Source organism: Methanosarcina siciliae T4/M (assembly GCF_000970085.1).
GTDB classification, from domain to species: domain Archaea; phylum Halobacteriota; class Methanosarcinia; order Methanosarcinales; family Methanosarcinaceae; genus Methanosarcina; species Methanosarcina siciliae.
In genome coordinates, this window is sequence record NZ_CP009506.1 from 408,025 (window position 1) to 430,833 (window position 22,809).

Here is a 22,809-nt window from a genome sequence, read left to right on the forward strand (position 1 = left end):
TTGCTTCCGTTCTTTGGAACATGTAATGTCGGCAATTATCGGTAATTTCCATATGGTGCTGAAAAGAAAGTAGTATCACGAAAAAATTTGAAGGAGAATAAAACATGAATAAATCAAACAATTTAAGTGAAAGTGTAATCTTCCCGAAAGGAGAAGAACTTCCGGAAATGTTCAGCAAGTATTTTTCAGGTAAAGCATGGCTTAGCATGCTGGTGCCAAGGGATGACGAATTTAACTGTCCAATAGGCAATGTAACGTTTGAACCGGGTTGTCGGAATAACTGGCATAAGCATCCGGGCGGACAGATTCTATTAGTAACAGGTGGACGTGGTTACTATCAGGAAGAAGGAAAGCTTGCACAGGAACTTAATCCAGGTGATATAGTAAAAATTCATCCGAATGTGAAACACTGGCATGGAGCAGCACATGATAGCTGGTTCGTACACCTTTCCGTTGAGACGAATGTTAGTGCAGGTACGGCCGAATGGCTTGAACCCGTAACTGATGAAGAATATAACAAGTTAGAATAACTCAGAATACGATATTCTTGTAAAATAATACTATTTATACAAAATCCAATATGGGGGGCTAAAATGAAAGCCGTGGTATATAAAGGACCAAAAAATGTAGATGTTGAAGAAGTTAAAAAACCAGAAATAGAGAAGCTAACTGACGTAATTATAAAAGTGACAAGTAGTGGAATCTGTGGAAGTGATTTACATCTATATGGTGGCCATGGTCCTGACGGATTAGGAACAATTTTAGGACATGAACCAATGGGAGTTGTTGAAGAGGTTGGAGATGCAGTTGAGCTAGTTAAACCTGGTGATAGGGTAGTAATACCATTTAATGTTGCTTGTGGATCTTGTTTAAATTGCGTTAAGGGTTTGACCAATATGTGTCTTACCATGAATCCAGACGCAGCTATAGCAAACTATGGATATCCTGGAGCGGGACCATATGATGGTGGACAAGCTGAGTATCTGAGAGTTCCTTATGGAGATTGGGCTTGCTTAAAATTGCCCGGTGAGCCGGGGGATGAATTTGAAGACGATTTTGTGATGCTTGCAGATATATTTCCAACAGCATATTATGCAGCAGAGTTAGCTAAAGTAAAAACTGGGAAAACAGTAGCCGTTTTTGGTGCCGGGCCTGTAGGTCTACTTGCAGCATACAGTTCAATGTTAATGGGTGCAAGTGAAGTCTACGTTGTTGATAAATCTGATAAACGTTTAAAACTTGCTGAATCAATTGGTGCAGTTCCAATTAACTTTACAGATGGTGATCCCGTTGAGATGATAATGCAAATCCGTCAAAATGACAAAAATTTAATGAGTTCTCTAAGGCCTGGAGAAGAAAAGGTTTTAGGCGTGGATTGTGCAATTGATGCGGTGGGTTATCAAGCACTTGATAGAAATAATTCTGAAGAATTTAAGCCAAACCAAGTTTTAATGGACATCGCAAGAATTATAGCCCCAGGGGGCAGCATTGGAGTAATTGGTGTTTATAGTCCAGATCCTGCCGGTAAGGATGAGAATGAAAAACAAGGATATTTAACGCTTCCGTGGGCTGAATTCTGGTTCAAAGGAGTATCCATAGGTACTGGACCGACACCTGTTAAACAAATGCACGTGTTTTTAAGAAATTTGATATTCAATGGTAAAGCAAAACCAAGCTTCATAGTATCTGACCGTATCAGCATTGATGAAGCTCCTGAGGCATATAAGCAATTTGATAAGAGGGATGATGTAGTTAAGCCTATAATCAAATTCCATTAAGCACGGTTAAAATAAGAACTTAACTTATTTTTTAATTTAACTTTCATTTGATTAATTCTCCCTAATTATAGCGACTGCGGACTAAAAATCAGTCATTCAGATATAGAGATTAATTGAAAACTTTCCTTTAATCAATCAGGAGTCATATCCATGAGTTAGTTATCAATTTCTTTTTTATTTAAATTTTTTTAGGAAGCAAATAGTTATATACCATTAAGTATCTGGTGACTGATTGATCAGTCAATAATGATATTCTCATGATCTAATGAACTTATCTCAAAGTTCAAATTTACCGAGTATAAAACATAATCAAGAATATAGGAGATAATACAAATGAGCAAAAAAGTATTAGTGTTGCCTGCAAGTCCAAGAAAAGGCGGAAACTCCGACCTGCTGTGCGATCAGTTCATACGTGGAGCGGAAGAGGCAGGCAATCAGGCGGAGAAGATCTTTGTGAATGACAGGACGATCGCTTACTGTACAGGATGTGGGGTCTGCTTTAACAGAGGGAATGGATGCTCCCAAAAAGACGACATGGACGAGATCCTGGATAAAATGATCGCGGCAGATGTGATCGTAATGGCCACTCCGGTATACTTCTACACAATGAATGGTCAGATGAAGACCCTGATAGACCGTACTTGCGCTCGATACACAGAGATCAATGACAAGGATTTCTATTTCATTGTAGCAGCTGCCGCCGATAGTAAACCGGCCATGGAGAGAACACTTGAGGGATTCAGAGGTTTTACTTCCTGCCTTAAAGGGCCAAATGAAAAAGGCGTTGTCTATGGAACAGGTGCCTGGAACGTAGGAGATATCAAGGGAAGCAAAGCAATGGAACAGGCATATGAAATGGGAAAAGGGGTTTGATTGAAGAATATGATACAATGAACAGAGCAGAATCATGCGAAAAGAGATCGTTGAAGAATTATCCGGAGAGGTCTAACTAAAAACTAATTTTTTCACTCTTTTTATGAGTGATTAATCAATCAAAGCAAATATATACTACGAACACTACATACCAATGACTGTTTAGTCAGTCAGTAACAATGATATTTGATACAATTCTAATATTCAGGAGAAATAAAAATGTCGGAAAACATAGAATCTAAAAATGAATCTAGTGGAAAAACCTTTGAACTCAGTGAAAAGGTAACTGTAGAAAAAGTATCCTATAAGAATAGGTACGGAATTATCGTTGCAGCGGACATGTACTTATCAAAGGATATAGACAAGTCCAAAAAATATCCAGCAATTGTTATAGGAACACCTTATGGGGGTGTGAAAGAGCAAGGGGCTGGTATTTACGCGCAGAATATGGCAGAACGAGGATTTGTTGCCATTGCGTTCGATGAATCATTTAATGGCGAAAGCGGTGGGGAACCAAGACATGTTTCTTCTCCAGATATATTTGTTGAAGATTTTAGCGCAGGAGTAGACTTTCTGGGAACACGTCCTTTTGTGGACAGAAACAGGATCGGCGTTATCGGTATCTGTGGAAGCGGCGGATTTTCAATTACTGCAGCTCAAGTTGACCCACGTATCAAAGCAGTTGCTACTGCAAGTATGTACGATATAAGTAGCATGATAAGAGATGGATTTGGAAAAACAATGACTGATGAACAGCGTACGCAAACTTTAGTTCAGTTGGGCGAGCAACGATGGAAAGACTTCGAGAATGGTACTCCAGAATTGCCTATAGGTTTCCCAGGTGAACCAGCAGATTCAATTCCGGAAGGATTAGATCCAATTTCAAGTGAATTTTTTGAATACTACGGAATGGAGCGTGGACATCATCCTAATGCAGGAGCCGCATTCACTATTACAAGTAGCATGTCATTCATGAACTTCCCTTTGATGAACTATATTGAGACCATTTCACCACGACCAATTTTGTTCATCATCGGTGAAAATGCTCACTCCAGATACTTTAGTGAAGATGCCTATGAAATTGCTGCTGAACCCAAAGAACTCTACGTTGTTCCGGGAGCAAGACATATTGATCTGTACGACAGGACCGACATGATTCCATTTGACAAATTAGAATCATTTTTCTCTGAAAATCTAAAATGATCCCTTTATAAATCAAAATAAGATGATTACATGAAGAGGATAGCAATTAATGGTAGTCCAGGGAAGAATATGAACACTGCAATACTCCTGGAACATGCACTTAAGGGAGCAGAATCCAAGGGGGCGGAAACAGAACTCATCCACTTATGATCTGAACTACAAAGGGTGCACAAGCTGCTTTGCCTGCAAGAGAATAGGCGGTCAAAGCTATGGCATATGTGCCATGAAAGATGAACTGACCCCTGTCCTTAAGAAAATGGAAGAAGCCGATGCCTTTATTCCTGGGGCTCCTATCTACTTCGGGGATGTGACCGGAGAGATGAGGTCTTTTCTGGAACGATTATTGTTCCAGTACCTTGTTTGGAGTAAAATAATGGGTCACATGTGCACGATATACAACTGCAATATATGACCAAAACTCCAATTGCTGATACCCTCAGGAACGCATCCCAGCAAGTTGCCCCAGGAAAATTGATCCGCATAATAACATATTTTAAACACCATCAATAGCTATTTAACTAAGTATACATAAAATGATAAATTATCTGGGAGTGATACAAATTAGGGAAAACATAAGCAGCTTAACCTTTTTTGTCCTGCTACTGATCACCACAGTGGTCGGGATTTCGGGATGCCAGGAAAACGGGACAAATTCCGAAAGTACGGATACGTCGGGCGTCACTTTACAGGATGCCGTTTTGAATGATACGGAAATAAACTCTCTCATATACATGCGAGAGGAAGAGAAGTTAGCGAGAGATGTGTACCTCTACCTCTACGACAAATGGAATATACCCATCTTCAGAAACATCGCTGCGAGCGAACAGGAACATACAGATGCAGTGAAATACTTACTGACGCAGTATGGCGTGCAGGACCCGGCCGCCACGACTTCTGAGGGAGAGTTCACCAATCCCGAGCTGCAGGAACTTTACAATCAGCTGACCCAGCAGGGAAGTGTCTCCAGGGAGGAGGCCCTTAAAGTAGGTGTGATCATCGAAGAGAAGGACATTCGCGATCTAGAAGCAGATCTCGCTAATACCACGAACAGCGATATCAGGACGGTCTACGGCAACTTGCTGCGAGGCTCGAATAATCACCTCTCCGCCTTCAACACCCAGCTTGGAAAGTAACATAGGCAACACTTTCCTTTTTCTGTGGACGCATACTATACTTTTGGCGGGACTTGGGGGTAAACCTTTCCAGTACCGCGATTCTGAAATAGGTCCATAAAACTTGACTTTTGAATTGGTTCGCAGATCATGGATTTTTCTGGGAAATCAGTTCGGAGTCATATTTGTGAGTGGTCATATTTGTGAGTGTTATTTATCATTTCTCTTTTCATTCAGTAGTTACTGAGAGAGCAAATGGTTATATAATATTAAGCATTTTGTTGATTGACTGATCAGTCACAACAATTTACATTCTGTAGTAATCTCATCCCAAAAGTAAGTATTTCACTCTTTTTATGAGTGACCAGTCTATCAGATACAAAAATTAACTGATCGATCTCTCGCAAAAATAAGCTGTCAATAAAAGATCGGTCAGGGTCAAGTTACACAATTCAAGAATTCAGGAGAACTAAAAATGCTATACAGAAAAATGCCTAAAAATGGAGACGAACTTTCGATACTTGGATTCGGATGCATGCGCCTTCCGGTAAAAGAAGACGGTAGTATAGACGAAGAAAGAGCCACCAGGCAGGTACGCTATGCAATCGACCAGGGAGTAAACTATGTTGATACGGCCTGGCCCTATCACATGGAAGAGAGCGAGCCTTTCCTGGGTCGTGCTCTTGCTGACGGGTACCGTGAGAAAGTTAAACTCGCCACAAAGCTTCCTTCCTGGCTTATAGAGCGCCGGGAGGATATGGATAAGTTCCTGAACGCTCAGCTGGAGAAACTCAAAACAGACCACATCGACTATTATCTCATACACGCTCTCGTTGGTGATTTATGGGACAATCTCGAAAAGTTGGGTGTGGCTGATTTCCTTGACAAAGCCAAAGCTGACGGCCGCATCAGAAATGCAGGTTTCTCCTTCCATGGCTCGGGAGAGGACTTCAACCGGGTAGTGGACGCTTATGACTGGGACTTTTGCCAGATCCAGTACAACTTCCTGGATGAAAAGAACCAGGCAGGGACCCCCGGTCTGAAATATGCAGCTTCAAAAGGTCTTGGCGTAATCATAATGGAACCTCTCCGTGGAGGAAACCTGACAAAAACCATGCCTCAAGCCGTGAAAGATATCTGGGAAGAAGCCCCGATAAAGAGATCCCCTGCGGAATGGGCTCTTCGCTGGGTCTGGAACCACCCGGAGGTCACGGTTGTCCTCTCCGGGATGAATGAAGAAGCCCATGTGGAAGAGAACCTGAAAGTGGCAGGCGAGGCTTACCCGAATTCCCTTACAGAAACCGAACTGCAGTTAGTAAAGAAAGTAGAGCGGAAGTACCGTGAACTGATGAAAGTAGGCTGTACAGGCTGCAGATACTGTATGCCTTGTCCGGCAGGCGTGAATATCCCACTCTGTTTTGAATTGTACAACAACCTCTATCTGTCCGGCAACGCAGACGAGACAAAGTTCCTATATGCTGCACAGTTGAGTGGTGCCATATCCGTTGGAGAAACCGGATTTGCATCCCAGTGCGTCCAGTGCGGGCAGTGCCTTGAAAAATGTCCCCAGCATATTGAAATACCAAAGATGCTCGAATCCGTTGTAGAAGAACTGGAAGGATCTGATCTGGAGGAAAGAGTTGCCATGGCAAGGCAGTTGTTCAAGAAACAGGCGTAAAAGCAAGAACGATTTGAAGTGAAAAATGACAATATGGAGATGTTGTTTAAGCTGATTTTTATCGAAAGATTAAACAATATCTCCATTTCCTGCTTTTGGCCTACAGTCCCGGTTAACTATACTTTTTCATCTTTAGAATTTGAATTCTTACCTAATTACAAAGTAGTAACCCAAATAATTATAAAAATCAAACCTGTATGAGTTAGCACGAAACTCTAAAGAGCCTCCAAAATAATAAATTAGTGTCTGGTAGCTCTGTATTTAAGCTGTTTATTGCTAAAGCATTCAATTCTTTTCGATTAAGGGTGGCGCATGGATCTTACTAATATATTGAAGTCTGTCAAAGAAGGGAAAATCGATCTTGAAACTGCAGAACAGCAGGTTCGAGGTCTGGGTTTTGTATCCTATTCGCATATCGCTAAAGTGGATACCCATAGAAAAAACAGAACAGGAGTAGCCGAAGCTGTTCTTGCTGACTGCAAGGAGCCTGAAGATGTTGTCGAGATTGCCAGGGTTATGGTAGATAAAAGTAAAAGAGCCCTGATTACCCGCGTCTCTGCCCCACATCTTGAAGCTTTGATGAAGGCTTTTGCTGCTGATAAACTCGAGTGGAACAGCCGTGCACGCACAGTGGTTATTCATGACGGGACTCCTGCTCCGCTTACAGGAGGGGTTGTTGGAGTAATATCCGCAGGCACGGCAGACATCCCTGCTGCAGAAGAGGCCAGGGTCGTTGCTTCGGAAATGGGCTGTGAAACCGTAGCCGTCTACGATGTAGGGGTTGCCGGGATCCACAGGCTGATTCCCGAACTCCAGAAACTCAAGCTCCGGAACCCTGGGGCGATCGTTGTTGCAGCCGGAAGGGAGGGTACGCTTCCTACCATAGTCTCAGGGCTTGTTGACGTGCCGGTAATCGGGCTTCCGGTGTCCACGGGTTACGGAGCGGGTGGGGAAGGAAAAGCAGCCCTGCTCTCAATGCTTCAGTCCTGCTCGACCCTTGCAGTGGTAAACATCGATGCAGGGTTTGTTGCGGGGGCTTATGCAGCCAGGATCGCAAATCTGATTGCTGCTGCCGGGTCAGGGAAGATAGCTGAAGAGGCGGAACAGGAAGAAGAACAGGAAAATAACTATGAATAAGTTCAGAGTGGGACTCAGGGAGGAATTTTATGAAAACACTGGTCTTTAATCCCTTTTCAGGGGCAGCCGGGGATATGATCCTGGCCTGCGCTCTCGACATCGGAGCTGACAAGCAAGCGGTGAAGGAACTTGTTGAAGCTTCAGCGCCCGTATCCATGGATATAAGGGAAGTGGTAAAAGAGGGAATAAAAGCTCTGGATGTCCGCATGAAAGTGCCTGAAAATGAACATGTCCGGACGTATCCTGAAATCGTAGACCTCGTAAAGGCTGCAAAACTACCTCCTCAGTTGGAAGCAAGTACTCTTAGTATCTTTTTAAAAATGGCCGAAGCCGAAGCTGCCGTCCACGGGCAGCCCGACCTTGAAATGCTCCATTTCCACGAAGTGGGACAGAGTGATGCCCTTGCCGATGTCATAGGTTCTTCTGCAGCCCTCCATTCGCTTAACTGTGATTCGGTTTACTGCACCCCCATCAACGTGGGCAGTGGAACAATAGAATGTGCCCACGGTACCCTTCCTGTGCCGGCTCCAGCAACTCTGGAGATTCTCAGAAAGGGGAAACTCTATTTCAGAGGAGGGAGCGTGAATAAGGAACTGCTGACCCCTACAGGGGCTGCTATCCTTTCACATTTTGCAAAGCCTGTTGAAACCTTTCCCCAGGGGAAGGCAATAGCCATCGGATACGGGGCAGGAGATGCCGACCTTCCAGGGCCCAATGTACTCCAGGGAGTGCTTCTTGAACCTGACTCCCACCTGATTTCGGATATAATTGAGGTGCTTGAGACCAATGCCGATGATGTAAGCGGGGAAGTCCTGGGCAACCTTTTTGAAGAACTGCTCTCGATGGGGGCAAGGGACGTTGCGATTATGCCCGTAACCATGAAAAAAGGAAGGCCTGCCCATATTATTAAGGTAATTGCAAAGCCTGAAGACAGCGCAAAACTATCCCGGAAGATCATTGTAGAAACAGGATCGCTTGGAGTCAGGGTTATGCCTGCCCGGCACAGGTTGATGGCTGCCCGCAACATTGAGATGATAAAAATAGAACTCGAAGGCCAGGAATTTGAAACCGCTGTCAAGGTTGCCAGGGACTCTGAAGGGGTTCTGCTCAATATCTCTGCGGAGTTTGAGGACTGCAAAAGGGTCGCAAGAACAACCGGACTTCCCGTAAAAGAGGTAATGCGAAGGGCCGAAGAAGTTGCCTGGAAACTTTTTTCTTAATTTTTTGTAATTATTCAGGTATCGGTGGCTCTCCCTGAAGCGCCGCATAGAGTGAATCAATTACAGACATCATATTTTTCATTATTGTATTTTTCATTATTGTAGATATGTATCCAAAAACATGGCAGTTTCCCGAATTTTATGTAAATTCAAAGTCTATTTTTTGTATACTGTGTGGGAAATCTCTCTACCAATACGAAATTTGTTATTCAAAAACTCTCTAAAATTTATAATTTTACAGAACTTTTGGCACGCTGCCAGAAAGTACGGGATTCACAAGGAGCAGGGAAACAAGAATCAGAATTATTATCGGTTTGTAGTCTATATTGATTAGTGATTACATCTTTTACATTTTTCTCCTGCCAACAAGAAAAGCCAGAATTGTTACGGAAATAGCAAGAAGAATGCCTGCACCCGATGCCCTGTTAACGGAGAGATCATCGTTTTCTTGCACGGGGATTTTTATACCTGTATTTTCTTCATCTGTTTCCGAGTAATATTCAATCGTACCAAAATTCTCAAAAACCACAGGGATGTTTTCAATACCCATTTCTATTCCTTTCTTATAATAAATGAGATATATTTCATCCCTTGTCTGTTGATCAGTATTTTCAACATTCAGGCCGATGCCAATGTAGCCCTCTTTATTAACTCCCCAACTATTAATTTGATCCTCGATAAAATATTTGGCAAGATTGTCTGAAACATCGATATTATGTTCTTTTGCAGTTTTTTCTATCAAAACCAAATCCATTCCAGGACCTGTATTATTGGTATGGATCTCGATTTCAGCAAGTTTCTTGTCCAAATCATTAGATACACTCGACTTTACCTGCTTCACTTTTCTATAAAATTCCTTTTTTTCCTCTTCGCTTTTGAATTCTGGTAGAATTCCATAGGAATCAAGGTAAGCTTCTTTGTAATACCCTGTTTTCGCACAATCCATTCCAATTCCCGGATGTACGAAAGCATCTGACATATTGCTTGAGTTTTCACTTGCATTCCCAATGCTTGCACCACTAACCAGTAGTAATGTAAGCAGTAATGCCACAATTCCATTCCTTGAATCATTCTTCATGTATATTCATCATTTTGTAAAATTTGCATAAAATTTCTGTGTATAGTATAATATTTCTCATACTATTTAATACTAACAAAAAATACAACATGTTTAGTTAAATATAATTTACTATTATAAAATAAAATTACATTTTACGATTCATAATCACACAGTTAAAAAATGGCTTGAGTAAAATGTCGCTCTGCTTCATTACATTTTTTTTAAAGAATCTGTATAGAGTTCTACCTGTTATCAAACTCATTACAAAACTATCAATACTATCTCAATAACAGTGGAAAAACAGAGTAAAATCTGTTGTTGCAAGATATATAAAGCAGGTAAATAAAAGCAAGAAGGACAGAATATCCGAGATTAGAATATTGAAGAAACAAAAGGAGAGTTTCAAACAGATAAGACAAAAAATCAGTTTAACAGACAAAGATTCACGCTACATGAAAAACAAGAAAGGAAAAGCTGAATCCTCGTATAATGCTCAAATTACAGTCGATCACCAATCAGAAATCATTGTTGTTAATGACGTTTTTTAGGACAGGAATGACATACAGCAATTAATTCCTCAGATTGAACTCACGGGCCTGGGTGAGTAGAGCGCCCTGATTAAGTGCTTCATTACTTATGCGCACAATTCTCTTATCCGGCAACTCCTTCTGATCCTTGACAGCACAGTCATCAGGATCATAGTGGGTGATATTGACAGGAACCGGATTCATTTCTTCTACTGGTATGCCTGGAGGAACTTCTTTGGAAACTCCCTGAAAGATAATCTGAGCTTCCTTACGCTGGTTGCCAAAGTACAGGTCCGGATAAAAAATGAAAAGCTCAGATCGTGATCAGCAGACAGCACGAGGAAAAGAGTAGTCATGCATGATCTCATTGTAAAGTTGCGTCTGTAATTTACAATTAAAAGTTGAAACGTATTCTTTGGGAATTTCTATGACCATTAGTGCCATCAATATCGTTTTGGTGGCAAGAGTAGATAAATGATTGGTCAGATGGAAGTATTTTAAAATAGGGGATGAAAAAGGGAATTGAGAGTTTTTAAAGCTCTCAGAGCTTGCCCATCGAGTGCAGGAGTTCCGCATTCAGGACGCTTGCCCCTGCAGCCCCGCGGATTGTGTTGTGCCCCATTGCGATGTAACGGATTCCTTCTCTGATCCTGCCCACCGAAACGCTCATACCTTTTCCCATATTGCGGTCAAGGCGTGGCTGGGGCCTGTCGACTTCGTCCCGGACTATAAGGGCTTTCCCTGGTTCTGAGGGGAGTTCTCCGAGCTTCGGGTCAAATTTGAGGAAGGATTCTCTTACCTCTTCAGGGGTGGGTTTATCCCTCATGCCTGCCCAGATGGCTTCCGTGTGCCCGTCGATTACAGGGACCCTGTGGCAGGAAGCACTTACTTTCATGTCTGCGGGTACGATTTCCGAGCCGTTAAATTCCCCGAGGAGCTTTAAGGTTTCGGTTTCCATCTTCTTTTCTTCGCTCCCGATATAGGGGATTACGTTATCATAGATTGCCATGGCTGCAACGCCGGAGAAACCTGCTCCGGATATCGCCTGCATTGTGGCGACCTGTACGGTTTCAAGCCCGAACTGCATGAGGGGCTTTAAGGTAATGGTCATGACGATTGTGGAGCAGTTAGGGTTAGTAATAATGTATCCGTCCCAGCCCCTTATGTCCTGCTGGACCTCAAGGAGCCCCAGGTGTCCGGGATTTACTTCCGGAATCACCAGGGGAATGTCTTTTTCCATCCTGTAGGAAGATGCATTGCTTGCAACTGCAAACCCGGCTTTTGCAAACTCGGGTTCCACTGTAAGGGCAAGGTCTGCAGGAAGAGCCGAAAAGACCACATCCGCATCAACGGCTTTAGGGTCAACAGGAACAACCTCTATGTTTTCGACACTTTCCGGCATGGCTGTATCCAGCCTCCATCCTGCCGCTTCTCTATACGTTTTGCCAGCGCTTCTTTCGGACGCTGCAAGGGCTGTAATCTCAAACCAGGGATGGTTTGCAAGTGCTTCTACAAATCGCTGCCCTACAGCGCCTGTGGCGCCTAAAATACCCGCTTTAACTGCTGCCATCTAAAAAATTGCCTCCGGAGAGATAAGAAATGATTTGATAAAAAGGAAAAAGAAAAAAATGGAATAAATAATTATTCCACACTGATTTCTGTTTTTACTCTTCTACCTTAATTGCTTCGTTCGGGCATGCTTCTTCACATGCGCCGCACTCTACACATTCGTCCTGGTCGACAACTGCAATTCCCTTTTCTTCATCGAGGGTGATTGCTTCAGAGGGACATTCATCGACACAGGTTCCACATCCAGAACATTCATCTGCATTAACTATTGCTGGCATATTTTTTCACACTCCTTTAATTTGCTCGATATGTACCAGGAAATTATATCGGGGCGTTTTTGAAACTTCCATAGAATATCGAAAAATTGATCATAACGCCATTACTCAGATAAACATAAAAACTTATCGCTTTTTAGCAAAAAGCATTCTCAGGAATCGAAAGGAGCTAAGGCTCACGCTTCCAAAATTTATGTTTTTGAGAGTACATAAAAATAATAAATAATAAAAAATATGAGAAAATCTTTTTTTAACATACGGAATCATGCAATATAATTCCGGAATCTGTAAGCCGGTACATTCCTTCTTCAAATTTGAGGAGTCCTTCTTTTAACAGGAAATCCATATGGAATTTGTATAAAAAATCGGTTAACTCTGACTCTTTTTTTAGCTGTTCCTCGTTTTTCCCAAAGATGCCGACTATCCTGAGAAGTTTCCTTCTTGCAGGGTTTATAGAAACCTTTTCCATCATCATGTGATCCAGCTTGACGGCTTCGGCTTCAGTCACTTCTCCCTTTGAGGCGAAATAAGCATCAATTTCGTCAATTTCGTCTTGCATATTGAAACTCCAATTCTTATCCTTTAATTTATCAGTTTGTTTTAGTTTTTGATACTGAATATAGTTGTTTTTTATTTTTTCGTTGATTGGAACCGGATTTCTTAAAATATCTGGAATTAAAACGAAACTTTCTTTTTCATGAGCCTTTCGATTTTCGTAGGTTTGCCGTGGTGCAGTTCTTTTTTCTCAAAGGATGTGTCCGATTCGTCCAGCTTTGCTTCAAGTGTACTTTCCACTATTCCTCTTAGCCTGTCTTTCGGAACCTTTGTAATTGCGGAAAGCAGCCTGAGTTCTAGCTTTTCATTTTTGCGGGAAATAAATTCCACCTGCGGCGCCTCTTCCGAGGAAGTCACACTACCTTTTATCATGGAGCCCGGGAGTTTCAGGGAAAGTTTGACATGCCCTATAAATTCGGGGTTCATTTCCTTTATCCTGTCCCTTATGGTTTGAAGGCTTTCTTCAATAAGAAGCCTGCCTTTTTCAGGGCTAAGGCTGGAGGCCTTGAGGGTATAGAGCACCGAGTGAGCCGAGACTTCCGAAATTTCAATGGAATTTTGCTTCTCCTGAGGAGTTTTTGCAGTCCCGGGTACTGCAAGGTGGGCGAGCAGGTTTTCGAACGGTTCATCTCCCAGTTTTGCCGAAAACTTCAGGATTTTAGCTTCAGGGTTCAGCTCTGTAAGCATCTGTTCTGTTGCCATGACTATTTCCGCAGGGGCTATGTCCACCTTGTTTATTCCGAGGATTTCGGCTTCTCTTACCTGGGTCTCAATAAACCTGGGGATTTCTTTTGCTTCGGTGCCGAAACGCCCCGGGTCTACTATGGTCACAACCGGGGCAAAGGACAGTTCGGAGAGGCCCATCATTTCGATTTCTTCTCTTATCTGCCCTGGAAAAGCAATCCCGGTCGGTTCGAGAATCACAATCTCGGGTCTGAATTCTTCTTCAAGGGTCTGAAGAGTGTACTGCATACTGATTTTTAAGGTGCAGCATATGCAGCCACTTGTCAATTCTTCAGTTTTGATATCAGGGCTTTTTAGGGTGTCTCCGTCAAGCCCTATTTCTCCGATTTCATTTACGATAATAGCAGTCCGTTTTCCGGCATTACTGAGCTGCCTGCTTATTTTCTGAATTGCGGTTGTTTTCCCGCTTCCGAGAAAACCTCCTATAATCATGACTTTCATGTTTTTCTGTCCTTTTTTATCCTGAAAATTATTCTGAAAAAAGATTCTGTATATACATGTTCTGTGCAAGAATATTTCATTTAGGGCCAAGAAGTATAATATATTTTCTCATATATATAAAATTGGTAAAGCCTTCTATCCGGGTGGACGGGTCGTGGCTCTTTCCTTTAAGAAGTTTTCCCTTCTCTTGCCTGCTGTTTGATCATCTTCCCGGGGTCGCCATATCAGGGAACGATTCCGTTTTTTCCAGATCTGAGAAGGGAACCTGAACAGAGCTCTTTCTTGAAACAGATAAAACCGGTAAATATTCAAAATGAACCCGCGCTAATTTTCATTCGGGCTGCAAACTTTTCACAGTCTGGGAAGCACCTTCAGCCCGAGTTCGGTCAGCCTGTAAACGCCTTTTTCGTCCAGAATGAGAAAATCAGCACTTATCAGAATTTCAGTGTGGAACTTTAAAGCAGCTTCATCAAGACCTGTTTCTTTAAGAAGCTCGTTTTTCCTTTTCCCTAGAAAACAAACCGTTCTCATTATATCTCTACGGTTCTGGTTGGATGCTGCATTGTAGGTTTTTTCACATTTTTCCTGCATCAGTTCTTTTTCGTTTTTTGTCTGCGAGTCCAGAAAAAGGTCAATTTCATCAATTTCTTCCATCATTAATGCCTTCCTGCGCCGTAATAATTTCCTTTGAAATTCGGGAGGGTAAATATATAATTATTTTGATTTTGTTTTCCCGGTTAAGGATCTGAATCTTTTAAAGGAGGTTCGTGTAATCTTTGTTGGGGCAATAGTTACCTTCCGAGATGTTTTCATTTCGCTTTCCACTTTACGCATGAAGGCTCAAGCAACGCTAAGGGCGTGGATACAAATCAAAAAAATAGTATTTATAATAAAATAATTTTGCGTTCCCATCCAAAAACCTGGAAGTTCCGAACGGCTTTAAATGATGCTTTATTTGTCTGGGAAGAGATATTGAGGTACTGGACTCACGGGTTGCGAGTTTTTCATTTCTTCTTTATCCCTTTACTTGCGGAGTGGATCTTGTACTAGTGTGGGGTGTTGAAGGGATGAGAACGCAAGTTATACTATGCACTTCATGTATATAACACTTTTGTAATTATATGTAACACATAATGTTATTCCAATCCCATGTCATTATTACATTAATCTAACTTTAATTCACTGGTCTAACATTACAAAATCTTTATATCTCTTCCAAGTCTCGGGATAAATCAGTATCAAATGCTCTCTTCTTTTCCATATTCTCATCGGGATTTAAATATGTCCTGAGATAAAGCCGACGTTTTCTTTCCTGAAAAAAAGCTTTGAAAATGGATTATAATATTTGGTTTGTAATTCAAATTCTTGATGTGCAAAAGTGCAAGTTCTCATTTTTTTTGGGATATTGAATATATATAAAAATGTTTCTATAATCTCGATTATTAGAACCAATTGCGGAATAGAGTTCAGAATAAGTATGAATAAAGTCCGGAGTTTTAAGAAAAACAGAATATGCTGGAAAAATCCAGCAGAACTGCAGAGTCTTTATTTTTTTATTGTCCCTGGGAATATTCCATTACATGGCCTTCTTCATCTACGATTGTCATTTTGCCGTCTTTCATGCTCATTTCGGATATTATGTCTCCCGAAGCGTCATAAGCAGTCCAGAAATAGGTTGCTCCGTCTTCGGACCATAAATATTCAATGCTGGAGACGTCTTCATCTTCAACGTTAGTCTCATAAACGGCTTTGCACATCAGGACCCCATCAACAGTTTCGGTCCCTACTATTTCCATTGTTACTTCCTCGCCTGTCTGGGGTTTGTTGACTTCCAGGAAGATCCTACAGCACACCAGTCGCTGGTGTCTCCGCTAACCATTTCCACTTCAACGTTTTCTTCATTTTCGGTGTCTTCTGTAGAAGCCTCTTCTTCTGCAGAAACCTCTTCTTCGTTTACGTCTTCAATTGATTCTTCCGGAACATTTGTGTCTTCTTCGCTGTTGTCACTGCACCCCGAAGAAACAGCAAAAATGGCACATATGAGTATTACCAGTACTGGAAACCACTTCTTAAACATAAATCTCCTCCTCCTAGATTAACTTCAAAATTTAAATAGCATTTATTTTATTTATATGTGCTTACTTTGACTTTTCCCGGGAAAAAAGGCTTTTTTTCGGGCCGGATATCCTAAATTAATACCCAACGAAAAAAGTCTTCCTTATTTCGAAGCTGTCTCCAGACTGTTTAAATTATATTTTCAGAATAATTTATATACTATCTGGTGGAGATGAAAAACAGGCCGGAACTACAGGAAAAAATAATTTTTTGAGGAATATCCGAATGCAAGGCATGAAAATCACTCCGGAAATAAAAGCTTTTCTGATCTCTATAGGTTCCGTTTCCGTGGACCCTTCGCTTATTCCAAGGGCGCGAGGTTCTACTGCAGGTCCTGGAGCAGGTACCAGCTCCGTCTTTTTCAGGTCAGGGAAAAAGAGAGTCCGGCTCAGTGTAAATAAAAACTCCTCGCTTTCCATCGAAGCTGCAGGAGAGGACGGAACAGTTGCGCTTTTACATGAAGGAAAAGAACTGATAAGGGGAAAACTTGAACCTGCTCCTGCCCACTGCCCTGAGCAGGCGTTCATCACGCTCTGCGAGAGGTGCGTCTTTGACTGCAAATACTGCCCTGTGCCCAAACTTCAGGGGCATGTCAAAAGTAAAGAGGAAGTCCTGAGCATAGTTCACGAGGTCATGAAGGCAGGGACCCTCAAAGCTATCTCTCTTACTTCCGGAGTCGAAACATCGATTGAAGGGGAAGTTGAACGCGTGCTTGAGCTGCTTCCTGCTCTCAAAAAATACAATGTCCCAATAGGAGTTTCGGTTTATCCGACCGAAGGCTGTTCCCACAAATTTTATGATGCCGGAGTTGCCGAAGTCAAGTACAATGTTGAAACCATGGACAGAGAGATTTTCCGGAAAGTCTGTGGAGACCTTTCCCTTGATTATATTCTGGACCGGCTCAAAGAGGCTGTAGAAATTTTCGGAAAAAACAGGGTCTTCAGCAACTTCATCATCGGGCTTGGGGAAAACGACGACACTGTCCGGGAAGGAATCGAGACCCTTGCAAAGATAGGAGTAATCCCCATCTTGCGCCCGGTAAACCCTCATCCTCTCAGGTCCGGAGACTGTTTTACCAAACGCCCTTCTCCCGAACGCCTTTTGAAACTTGCAAAAATGGAGGCTGAAATCCTGAAGAAATACGGGCTTGATCCCGGACTTGCGACGACGATGTGCCTGAAATGCACGGGTTGTGACCTTGTACCTTTTGTAGACTTCTGATTCAGGTATAAGTCTTCATTCAGGTATAAGTCTTCATTAAGGTATAAGTCTTCATTCAGGTATGGTTTCGAATTATTAAGTTTGATCCATGTATGATTCCATAGAAGGCATTCCGGGCAGGGGCGGTGATTCTCTCTAAGTTCCTGACCCGGGTTTTTAATTTTTACTATTTGAGGGATCTCTTTTACCTTTTACAGGTTTATCTTTTTACGGGGTTTCAAAATTCTTTATGGAGCTCCTCAATTTTTTCTCTCCTCTAACGGGCACCCCACAATTTCCACTGGAGATGTTTGCAGACTAATTTTTTTTATAACCTTCATTTTCTTCTGTTCTATATTTTTTCATCTTCTTTCTATATATTTCCTTGATTCCTTCCATTTTTCCTGTTTTCAGAGAGGGAACTTTTTTCTTCACTCTGCTGTTGTTTTAGACTTTCATGGATTTTTGCCCGCATCAACTCTCTCGCGGAGATTCATGATTCCTAAAAACACTCTTTTCCCTTCCTTTTTCTTCAGCTTATCCGGATCTTATTTGCGTCCTTCTCTGAAAGACCCCCGCCTCATATTCTACCATTCGGACAGTAATTTTCTACCCCTTTATTTCCAGTGGAATCCACAGGTAAACAAATACTCTTTTTCCGGTGTATACAATAACAGATTTCTGGTCTGGTAAACTTTCAATGGGAAGAAAACCTATACTGGAAAAAGTTTATATTGTTGAAATTCTCGCATCGATCTATTTATATTGAAGTTTTTGATGAGGTCAATACAATTCCGGCTATCTCCTGGAAGGGGGTTTCGTAGATGTCTCTAACAAGTGTCGGGGTAATTCCTGAATGGTAAATTTCCCGTTCTACCCGATCTGAAATTCGGACTTTATTAAAGTTAATTAATTTCAAATTTTCTTTTAATAAATTCTCTTGCTTACCTTAAACACCCAGATGTCAGACATTGCTGCCCAGTTTTATCACTTCTTCTGTGGTCATGCCTTCGTGGACGATCTTTGCAATTCTCCGCACAAGGCCTGTGGGGTCTTCTGCCTGGAAAACGTTTCTTCCGATTGCGACACCCCTTCCACCTGCTTCAAGAGAACCTTCGATCATTTCCAGCAGTTCCTTTTCCGAGCCCATCTTGGGCCCGCCTGCAATAATCACAGGTACAGGGCATCCGCTGATAACCTCCTTGAAAGTTTCCGGGCTTCCGGTGTAGTTTGTTTTTACGATATCTGCTCCGAGCTCAGCCCCGATTCTGGCTGCATGTTTTACTACATCAACGTCGTATTCGGAACGAACCTTCTTTCCGCGGGGATACATCATTGCAAGGAGAGGAATTCCCCATTCATCGCATTTTCCTGCAACATATCCAAGCCCCTGCAGCATTTCAAATTCGTCTTCAGCCCCTATGTTTATGTGGACCGAGACAGCATCAGCCCCGACTTTCATGGCTTCTTCCACAGTCGTTACAAGCACTTTGTGGTTCGGGTCAAGAGCAAGGGAGGTTGAAGCTGAGAGGTGGATTATGAGGCCCACATCGTGCCCGTATCCCCTGTGCCCGTGTTTGGCAAGCCCCATGTGCCCGAGAACGGCATTGGCCCCACCCTCTGCAACCTTATTTACAGCTTCCTGAAGGTTTGTAAGCCCTGAAATTGGACCGGCCCCGACTCCATGGTCCATGGGAATGATAATGGCATTACCTGTATTCCTGTTGAAAATACGCTCAATCCTTACGGATTTCCCTATAGTACTCATAAGGCTGTGATATACAAATCAGATGATATATACTTTATCTATATATTTTCGACAGACCCCTTCTCCGGTCTTCTAAACACTGTCCTCTTTCCCGGAGTTCAATCCCGAAAATCATTTTGTATTTTCGTTCTGGTATATTCCGGAATAACCTTCTTCTACTTCGCTGTTGAGGGTATAGAAAAGGAGCTGCATGATCCTGGCGTTTTTCTTCAGCCTGAAGCCTGCGGAGTTGTAAACTACAAGCATGGATTCGCTTCGCCCCCCGTACCCGGCATCCCATACCGCGGTTTCAAGGGTTGCCCCGCAGCGAATGAGGCTTGACCTGGGTTTTGCAATTGCAGCCAGGTTCATGGGAATATTGACGACCTCATTGAATATAACTTTATATATCCCTTTGGGAAGATGGATCCAGTCGTCGCCCCCGAACTCGAGAGGCTTTGCATCGGGAACCTTTCTTTCAGAGTTGTCAAAGTCGACAGCTCCGACACCCTCTATTGTTTTTATCTCTTTCAGGGTAAGTTCAAGCCCGTTTGGCTGGATCTGGGTTTCGATATCAACTGCATTTTCAAGCAGAGGGGGGATTGCTTGTACAAGTTTTCTTAGTTCATTGCTGGATAGGAGAGTCATTGGAAACTGTAATTGTAAAGATTCTTTATTATCATTTCGGACTTTCTTTTCTCTCGAACTCAATTTTTATATAGACTGATATTATTATTTTAATTATTATTCTGTACAAGTATTTATGAAAAGGTTTATTGTTTTTGGGTTAATTAGAGATAAATGCACAGTATCTGTTATATGGTCTTGCTGATGTCTTGATAAAATGTCTTGATAAAATGTCTTGATAAAATGTCTTGATAAAATGTCTTGATAAAATGTCTTGATAATATCTGGATAGTATTCTTTATCGTGTTTGATATAAGGGCTTAATAAGAGGCTGCTAAAAATGAAAAAGAGACTGCTCACGTATGGGATTGTTTCTATTTTTTTCCTGGTTTTGATCACAGGCTTTGCTCTGGCTTCAACGAATGATACAGATGTCTGTTCCCGGGAGATCACAATTACTGAGAACTCCGGAAAAAATCTAACGGGCTATCAGGTTCCCATTTATTTGAACTCTTCTAACTTTAATTTCTCGCAGGCAAACGAAGATGGTTCTGACCTTCGTTTTTCTTCCGGAAGCCGAAGTCTCAATTACTGGATTGAAACCTGGGACCCGGAGGCCGAAAAGGCTCTTATCTGGGTCAGGATTCCCTTCCTGCTTGCAAACGGCAACATTACGCTGCTTATGAAGTGCGGGGATTCGGAAGCCACGGCAGTTAGCAGCGGAGAAGATACCTTTGATTTTTTTGATGGCTTTGAGGGAGATAAACTCCAGAGCTTTTTGTGGAGATCCGAAAGTGCCGGGGGAGGTATTGTTGAAGTCAAAAATGGCATATGTAATGTTTCAGCCCCCAAGGTTCATGCTTATGATTCCTCCATGATCTACAGCAAAGCCAGCTTTGACATAAATTCCATGTTCGTGGTCAAAAGAATGAAGGTTACCACAGGAAAGGATGAGAGGGGCCCTCTGCTGAGGCAGGGTTTCATAGATCAGATTAGCAGCAAGAAAAACGAAATCCAGCACGAAACCGAGTTTGCCAATGAAACTCGTGTGCGTTGGGAGACTTCTAACAGAAAGGAAAGGTACAACTCTTTTGATCTTACAAATGTCCGCGTGCCCGAAGGGGAATGGTACACCTCGGAAATTGCCTGGTACGAAGAAAACGACAATCGCAGCATTGCCTGGTTTAAGGATGGGGTTCGGGATACAAAGATGGACTATACTTCAAACGAGTATGTTACGAACATCCCGATGCATGTTTATCTTTATGCAGCTTCTTACTCCGATGCCTCGAAGAACACCGGATATATGGCTGTAGACTATGCTTTTGTCCGTAAATTCGTGGGCCCCGAACCAACTGTCGCATTCGCTTCGGCCCAGGTTGAAGACGAAACCCCGGAAGAAACTATTTCGGGATCTGAAACTTCTGCCGAGAATGAGACTATTTCGGGCTCTGAAAATTCCACCGAGAACGGGACTCCTGTTTCTGAGGTGCCGGTTTCTGAAGAGTCTTCTGAAATCCCGGTACAGATGGAGGATAACCAGAGTGAAAACGCAACTACGACTCCCGAAACCCTGTTCCCAAGATACAGTGTCGATGTTTCGGGCATTAAACTTTCTTCCCCATACAGGTTCGATTTCTCTGCGCTTTCAAAAGATTTTGACTCCTCCAGAATCGATACCATCTTCCTGAGCATGAACGGGGGAGATGCCTGGCAGTACGAGCGTTTTGTTAAGATGGCTCACGAGGAAGGAATGACCGTGCATGCAGTGCTTTTTGAAGAGATCGACTGCACGGAAGCAGGTGCCATGAACAGCTCTCTGGCTTCCCTGGGTGCTATCCTTGACTATAACGAAAAGTCGCTTGCACCTTTTGATGGGATCAACATCTACATGAAAACTTTCAATAATTCTGAAGAGGGCTGTATGGACTATGTACCCCTTTTTGAGGCTGCAGGAGATAAAGCCGGAGACAAAGTGTCCATTTCAGCAAGTCTTCCTCCCGGTTATGATGCATCAAACGTTGAAGAAATAGCTCCTCTGGTAGATTTCTTCGTTGTCAGGGCTTATGGCCGTGAGAATAACCTCACCTCCGAATCGGATATTGTTGATGCTGTTGCACTCGAGATGGGAGAAATCAGAGGTGTGAACTCAAAAGGAATAATTGAAATTTCCGTAGATGAGGGCTTTGAGGACAAATATTCGATACAGAACCTTTTTGCTACCCTTGCGGAATACTATACCAACGATTCGGCTTTTATGGGAGTTTCAATTTCCAGTTATGATACATATAAAGCCCTGCCTGTGAAAGCCGAACCCGATGAAGAAAAGTCGGCACTGCCAGGATTCGAAACACTTTCTGTTTTGTTTGCGGGGCTTGGAGCATTTGCTCTCCTTAAAATGAGGAAAAATTGAGCAAAATCGGAATAAAAGATCGATTAAGAAAACAGAACAAAAGGCGAATATAATAGTGAGAAAAGAGTAAAGGGAAGCTTTCTCTTTTTTCTCTTTTTTCTCCTTCTTCTTTTTTTATCTATCTTGTTCTGTTTCTGCTTTTTATTGTCTTTATTTCTTTTCTCTCATTGTCCCCTCTTTTATTTACATTACTGCATGGGGTTTCATTGTTTCGTTTATCTGCAGCTTGAACCTGTATGTGGAATACTGAACAGTATTCCAAATGTCCGGATTCAATTTCGGTTGATAGGAACATACAGACTGAGCATGTTATTATTATTATTAATTAATTATTATTTTTCAAAATACTGCTATTTATAATATCTAATAATATTATATTTCAATAACTCTTGCCCTATTACATTTCTGGGCAGGAAATATTTTCAAGCCGGACATCTGGAAGTTTTGTCGGGGGTAGTCCTGCCTGAGCAAAAGGGGATAAAAACCTGAATAAAAACCCTTTCTGACGAAAGACCTGAAGGTCATGCAGTCGGAG

23 protein-coding genes are annotated in these 22,809 nt (G+C 42.3%); 12 read left to right on the forward strand and 11 right to left on the reverse strand.

The genetic code is table 11. The annotated features are described in order from the left end of the window. Positions 1-104 precede the first annotated feature (104 nt). The 10 genes from MSSIT_RS01855 to larC all read left to right on the forward strand — a co-directional run bounded on the left by MSSIT_RS01855 (position 105) and on the right by larC (position 9,001). On the forward strand, positions 105-530 hold the full coding sequence (locus tag MSSIT_RS01855) for a cupin domain-containing protein (RefSeq protein WP_048169527.1): 426 nt from the start codon (positions 105-107) through the stop codon (positions 528-530). Positions 531-593: 63 nt separating this feature from the next. Then, positions 594-1,778: a glutathione-independent formaldehyde dehydrogenase gene (locus MSSIT_RS01860; protein ID WP_048169529.1), complete on the forward strand. Its 1,185-nt coding sequence runs from the start codon at positions 594-596 to the stop codon at positions 1,776-1,778. Between the two features lie 333 nt (positions 1,779-2,111). Continuing rightward, the gene (locus tag MSSIT_RS01865; protein ID WP_048169531.1) at positions 2,112-2,651 is read left to right on the forward strand and encodes a flavodoxin family protein; all 540 of its coding nucleotides are present in this window, start codon (positions 2,112-2,114) and stop codon (positions 2,649-2,651) included. Positions 2,652-2,870: 219 nt separating this feature from the next. Then, positions 2,871-3,854, forward strand: a complete 984-nt coding sequence (locus MSSIT_RS01870) for an alpha/beta hydrolase (RefSeq protein WP_048169533.1) — start codon at positions 2,871-2,873, stop codon at positions 3,852-3,854. 30 nt (positions 3,855-3,884) lie between these two features. After that, the gene (locus tag MSSIT_RS25465) at positions 3,885-4,004 is read left to right on the forward strand and encodes an NAD(P)H-dependent oxidoreductase (RefSeq protein ID WP_261788985.1); all 120 of its coding nucleotides are present in this window, start codon (positions 3,885-3,887) and stop codon (positions 4,002-4,004) included. Further along, a complete protein-coding gene (locus MSSIT_RS01875; RefSeq protein WP_261788986.1) occupies positions 3,949-4,266 on the forward strand; it encodes a flavodoxin family protein in 318 nt (105 codons plus the stop codon). The genes MSSIT_RS25465 and MSSIT_RS01875 overlap by 56 nt, the downstream gene beginning before the upstream one ends. A 121-nt stretch (positions 4,267-4,387) precedes the next feature. Then, entirely contained in the window at positions 4,388-4,987 is a 600-nt protein-coding gene (locus MSSIT_RS01880) for a DUF2202 domain-containing protein (RefSeq protein WP_052727151.1), read from the forward strand. A gap of 454 nt (positions 4,988-5,441) precedes the next feature. Next, entirely contained in the window at positions 5,442-6,644 is a 1,203-nt protein-coding gene (locus MSSIT_RS01885; RefSeq protein WP_048169535.1) for an aldo/keto reductase, read from the forward strand. Between the two features lie 312 nt (positions 6,645-6,956). Then, complete coding sequence (larB, locus tag MSSIT_RS01890) at positions 6,957-7,781, forward strand: nickel pincer cofactor biosynthesis protein LarB (protein WP_048169538.1); 825 nt, start codon at positions 6,957-6,959, stop codon at positions 7,779-7,781. A gap of 29 nt (positions 7,782-7,810) precedes the next feature. Next, positions 7,811-9,001, forward strand: coding sequence for a nickel pincer cofactor biosynthesis protein LarC (gene larC / locus MSSIT_RS01895; protein WP_048169539.1), 1,191 nt, complete (start codon positions 7,811-7,813; stop codon positions 8,999-9,001). A gap of 346 nt (positions 9,002-9,347) precedes the next feature. Here larC and MSSIT_RS01900 read toward each other — a convergent pair whose 3' ends face one another. The 9 genes from MSSIT_RS01900 to MSSIT_RS24440 all read right to left on the reverse strand — a co-directional run bounded on the left by MSSIT_RS01900 (position 9,348) and on the right by MSSIT_RS24440 (position 16,249). Then, entirely contained in the window at positions 9,348-10,079 is a 732-nt protein-coding gene (locus tag MSSIT_RS01900; RefSeq protein WP_048169541.1) for a hypothetical protein, read from the reverse strand. A gap of 551 nt (positions 10,080-10,630) precedes the next feature. Beyond that, positions 10,631-10,894: a DUF1670 domain-containing protein gene (locus tag MSSIT_RS21575; protein ID WP_331456186.1), complete on the reverse strand. Its 264-nt coding sequence runs from the start codon at positions 10,892-10,894 to the stop codon at positions 10,631-10,633. A gap of 235 nt (positions 10,895-11,129) precedes the next feature. Beyond that, positions 11,130-12,158, reverse strand: a complete 1,029-nt coding sequence (asd, locus tag MSSIT_RS01905) for an aspartate-semialdehyde dehydrogenase (protein ID WP_048169543.1) — start codon at positions 12,156-12,158, stop codon at positions 11,130-11,132. Between the two features lie 94 nt (positions 12,159-12,252). Then, a complete protein-coding gene (locus tag MSSIT_RS01910) occupies positions 12,253-12,435 on the reverse strand; it encodes an indolepyruvate ferredoxin oxidoreductase subunit alpha (protein WP_048169545.1) in 183 nt (60 codons plus the stop codon). Positions 12,436-12,682: 247 nt separating this feature from the next. Next, positions 12,683-12,991: a hypothetical protein gene (locus MSSIT_RS01915; protein WP_048169547.1), complete on the reverse strand. Its 309-nt coding sequence runs from the start codon at positions 12,989-12,991 to the stop codon at positions 12,683-12,685. Positions 12,992-13,107: 116 nt separating this feature from the next. Beyond that, positions 13,108-14,172 (reverse strand): CobW family GTP-binding protein, encoded by a 1,065-nt coding sequence (locus tag MSSIT_RS01920; RefSeq protein ID WP_048174432.1) that lies wholly within the window; start codon positions 14,170-14,172, stop codon positions 13,108-13,110. Between the two features lie 351 nt (positions 14,173-14,523). Continuing rightward, positions 14,524-14,829 (reverse strand): hypothetical protein, encoded by a 306-nt coding sequence (locus MSSIT_RS01925; protein WP_048169549.1) that lies wholly within the window; start codon positions 14,827-14,829, stop codon positions 14,524-14,526. 896 nt (positions 14,830-15,725) lie between these two features. Continuing rightward, entirely contained in the window at positions 15,726-15,968 is a 243-nt protein-coding gene (locus MSSIT_RS01930; RefSeq protein WP_231590343.1) for a hypothetical protein, read from the reverse strand. A 2-nt stretch (positions 15,969-15,970) separates the two neighbouring features. Next, complete coding sequence (locus MSSIT_RS24440; protein WP_231590351.1) at positions 15,971-16,249, reverse strand: hypothetical protein; 279 nt, start codon at positions 16,247-16,249, stop codon at positions 15,971-15,973. Positions 16,250-16,512: 263 nt separating this feature from the next. On the opposite strand from MSSIT_RS24440, the gene MSSIT_RS01935 reads away from it, so the two are divergent. Continuing rightward, positions 16,513-17,508 carry a radical SAM protein gene (locus tag MSSIT_RS01935; RefSeq protein WP_048169551.1) on the forward strand — a complete coding sequence of 332 codons (996 nt, stop codon included), beginning with the start codon at positions 16,513-16,515 and terminating at the stop codon, positions 17,506-17,508. A gap of 943 nt (positions 17,509-18,451) precedes the next feature. On the opposite strand, the gene MSSIT_RS01945 is transcribed toward MSSIT_RS01935, so the two are convergent. Next, a complete protein-coding gene (locus tag MSSIT_RS01945) occupies positions 18,452-19,255 on the reverse strand; it encodes a 2-amino-3,7-dideoxy-D-threo-hept-6-ulosonate synthase (RefSeq protein ID WP_048169555.1) in 804 nt (267 codons plus the stop codon). Between the two features lie 111 nt (positions 19,256-19,366). Continuing rightward, entirely contained in the window at positions 19,367-19,882 is a 516-nt protein-coding gene (locus MSSIT_RS01950; RefSeq protein ID WP_048169556.1) for a deoxyuridine 5'-triphosphate nucleotidohydrolase, read from the reverse strand. Positions 19,883-20,201: 319 nt separating this feature from the next. Between MSSIT_RS01950 and MSSIT_RS01955 the strand changes: the two genes are divergently transcribed. Then, positions 20,202-22,274, forward strand: a complete 2,073-nt coding sequence (locus tag MSSIT_RS01955) for a DUF2341 domain-containing protein (RefSeq protein ID WP_048169558.1) — start codon at positions 20,202-20,204, stop codon at positions 22,272-22,274. Positions 22,275-22,809 lie beyond the last annotated feature (535 nt).

What these genes read in the sequence shown, in the direction of transcription:
- MSSIT_RS01855 (WP_048169527.1), top strand. Translation starts at nt 105, where the DNA reads ATGAATAAATCAAACAATTTAAGTGAAAGTGTAATCTTCCCGAAAGGA.
- MSSIT_RS01860 (WP_048169529.1), top strand. Translation starts at nt 594, where the DNA reads ATGAAAGCCGTGGTATATAAAGGACCAAAAAATGTAGATGTTGAAGAA.
- MSSIT_RS01865 (WP_048169531.1), top strand. Translation starts at nt 2,112, where the DNA reads ATGAGCAAAAAAGTATTAGTGTTGCCTGCAAGTCCAAGAAAAGGCGGA.
- MSSIT_RS01870 (WP_048169533.1), top strand. Translation starts at nt 2,871, where the DNA reads ATGTCGGAAAACATAGAATCTAAAAATGAATCTAGTGGAAAAACCTTT.
- MSSIT_RS25465 (WP_261788985.1), top strand. Translation starts at nt 3,885, where the DNA reads ATGAAGAGGATAGCAATTAATGGTAGTCCAGGGAAGAATATGAACACT.
- MSSIT_RS01875 (WP_261788986.1), top strand. Translation starts at nt 3,949, where the DNA reads ATGCACTTAAGGGAGCAGAATCCAAGGGGGCGGAAACAGAACTCATCC.
- MSSIT_RS01880 (WP_052727151.1), top strand. Translation starts at nt 4,388, where the DNA reads ATGATAAATTATCTGGGAGTGATACAAATTAGGGAAAACATAAGCAGC.
- MSSIT_RS01885 (WP_048169535.1), top strand. Translation starts at nt 5,442, where the DNA reads ATGCTATACAGAAAAATGCCTAAAAATGGAGACGAACTTTCGATACTT.
- larB (WP_048169538.1), top strand. Translation starts at nt 6,957, where the DNA reads ATGGATCTTACTAATATATTGAAGTCTGTCAAAGAAGGGAAAATCGAT.
- larC (WP_048169539.1), top strand. Translation starts at nt 7,811, where the DNA reads ATGAAAACACTGGTCTTTAATCCCTTTTCAGGGGCAGCCGGGGATATG.
- MSSIT_RS01900 (WP_048169541.1), bottom strand. Translation starts at nt 10,079, where the DNA reads ATGAAGAATGATTCAAGGAATGGAATTGTGGCATTACTGCTTACATTA.
- asd (WP_048169543.1), bottom strand. Translation starts at nt 12,158, where the DNA reads ATGGCAGCAGTTAAAGCGGGTATTTTAGGCGCCACAGGCGCTGTAGGG.
- MSSIT_RS01910 (WP_048169545.1), bottom strand. Translation starts at nt 12,435, where the DNA reads ATGCCAGCAATAGTTAATGCAGATGAATGTTCTGGATGTGGAACCTGT.
- MSSIT_RS01915 (WP_048169547.1), bottom strand. Translation starts at nt 12,991, where the DNA reads ATGCAAGACGAAATTGACGAAATTGATGCTTATTTCGCCTCAAAGGGA.
- MSSIT_RS01920 (WP_048174432.1), bottom strand. Translation starts at nt 14,172, where the DNA reads ATGAAAGTCATGATTATAGGAGGTTTTCTCGGAAGCGGGAAAACAACC.
- MSSIT_RS01925 (WP_048169549.1), bottom strand. Translation starts at nt 14,829, where the DNA reads ATGATGGAAGAAATTGATGAAATTGACCTTTTTCTGGACTCGCAGACA.
- MSSIT_RS01930 (WP_231590343.1), bottom strand. Translation starts at nt 15,968, where the DNA reads ATGGAAATAGTAGGGACCGAAACTGTTGATGGGGTCCTGATGTGCAAA.
- MSSIT_RS24440 (WP_231590351.1), bottom strand. Translation starts at nt 16,249, where the DNA reads ATGTTTAAGAAGTGGTTTCCAGTACTGGTAATACTCATATGTGCCATT.
- MSSIT_RS01935 (WP_048169551.1), top strand. Translation starts at nt 16,513, where the DNA reads ATGCAAGGCATGAAAATCACTCCGGAAATAAAAGCTTTTCTGATCTCT.
- MSSIT_RS01945 (WP_048169555.1), bottom strand. Translation starts at nt 19,255, where the DNA reads ATGAGTACTATAGGGAAATCCGTAAGGATTGAGCGTATTTTCAACAGG.
- MSSIT_RS01950 (WP_048169556.1), bottom strand. Translation starts at nt 19,882, where the DNA reads ATGACTCTCCTATCCAGCAATGAACTAAGAAAACTTGTACAAGCAATC.
- MSSIT_RS01955 (WP_048169558.1), top strand. Translation starts at nt 20,202, where the DNA reads ATGAAAAAGAGACTGCTCACGTATGGGATTGTTTCTATTTTTTTCCTG.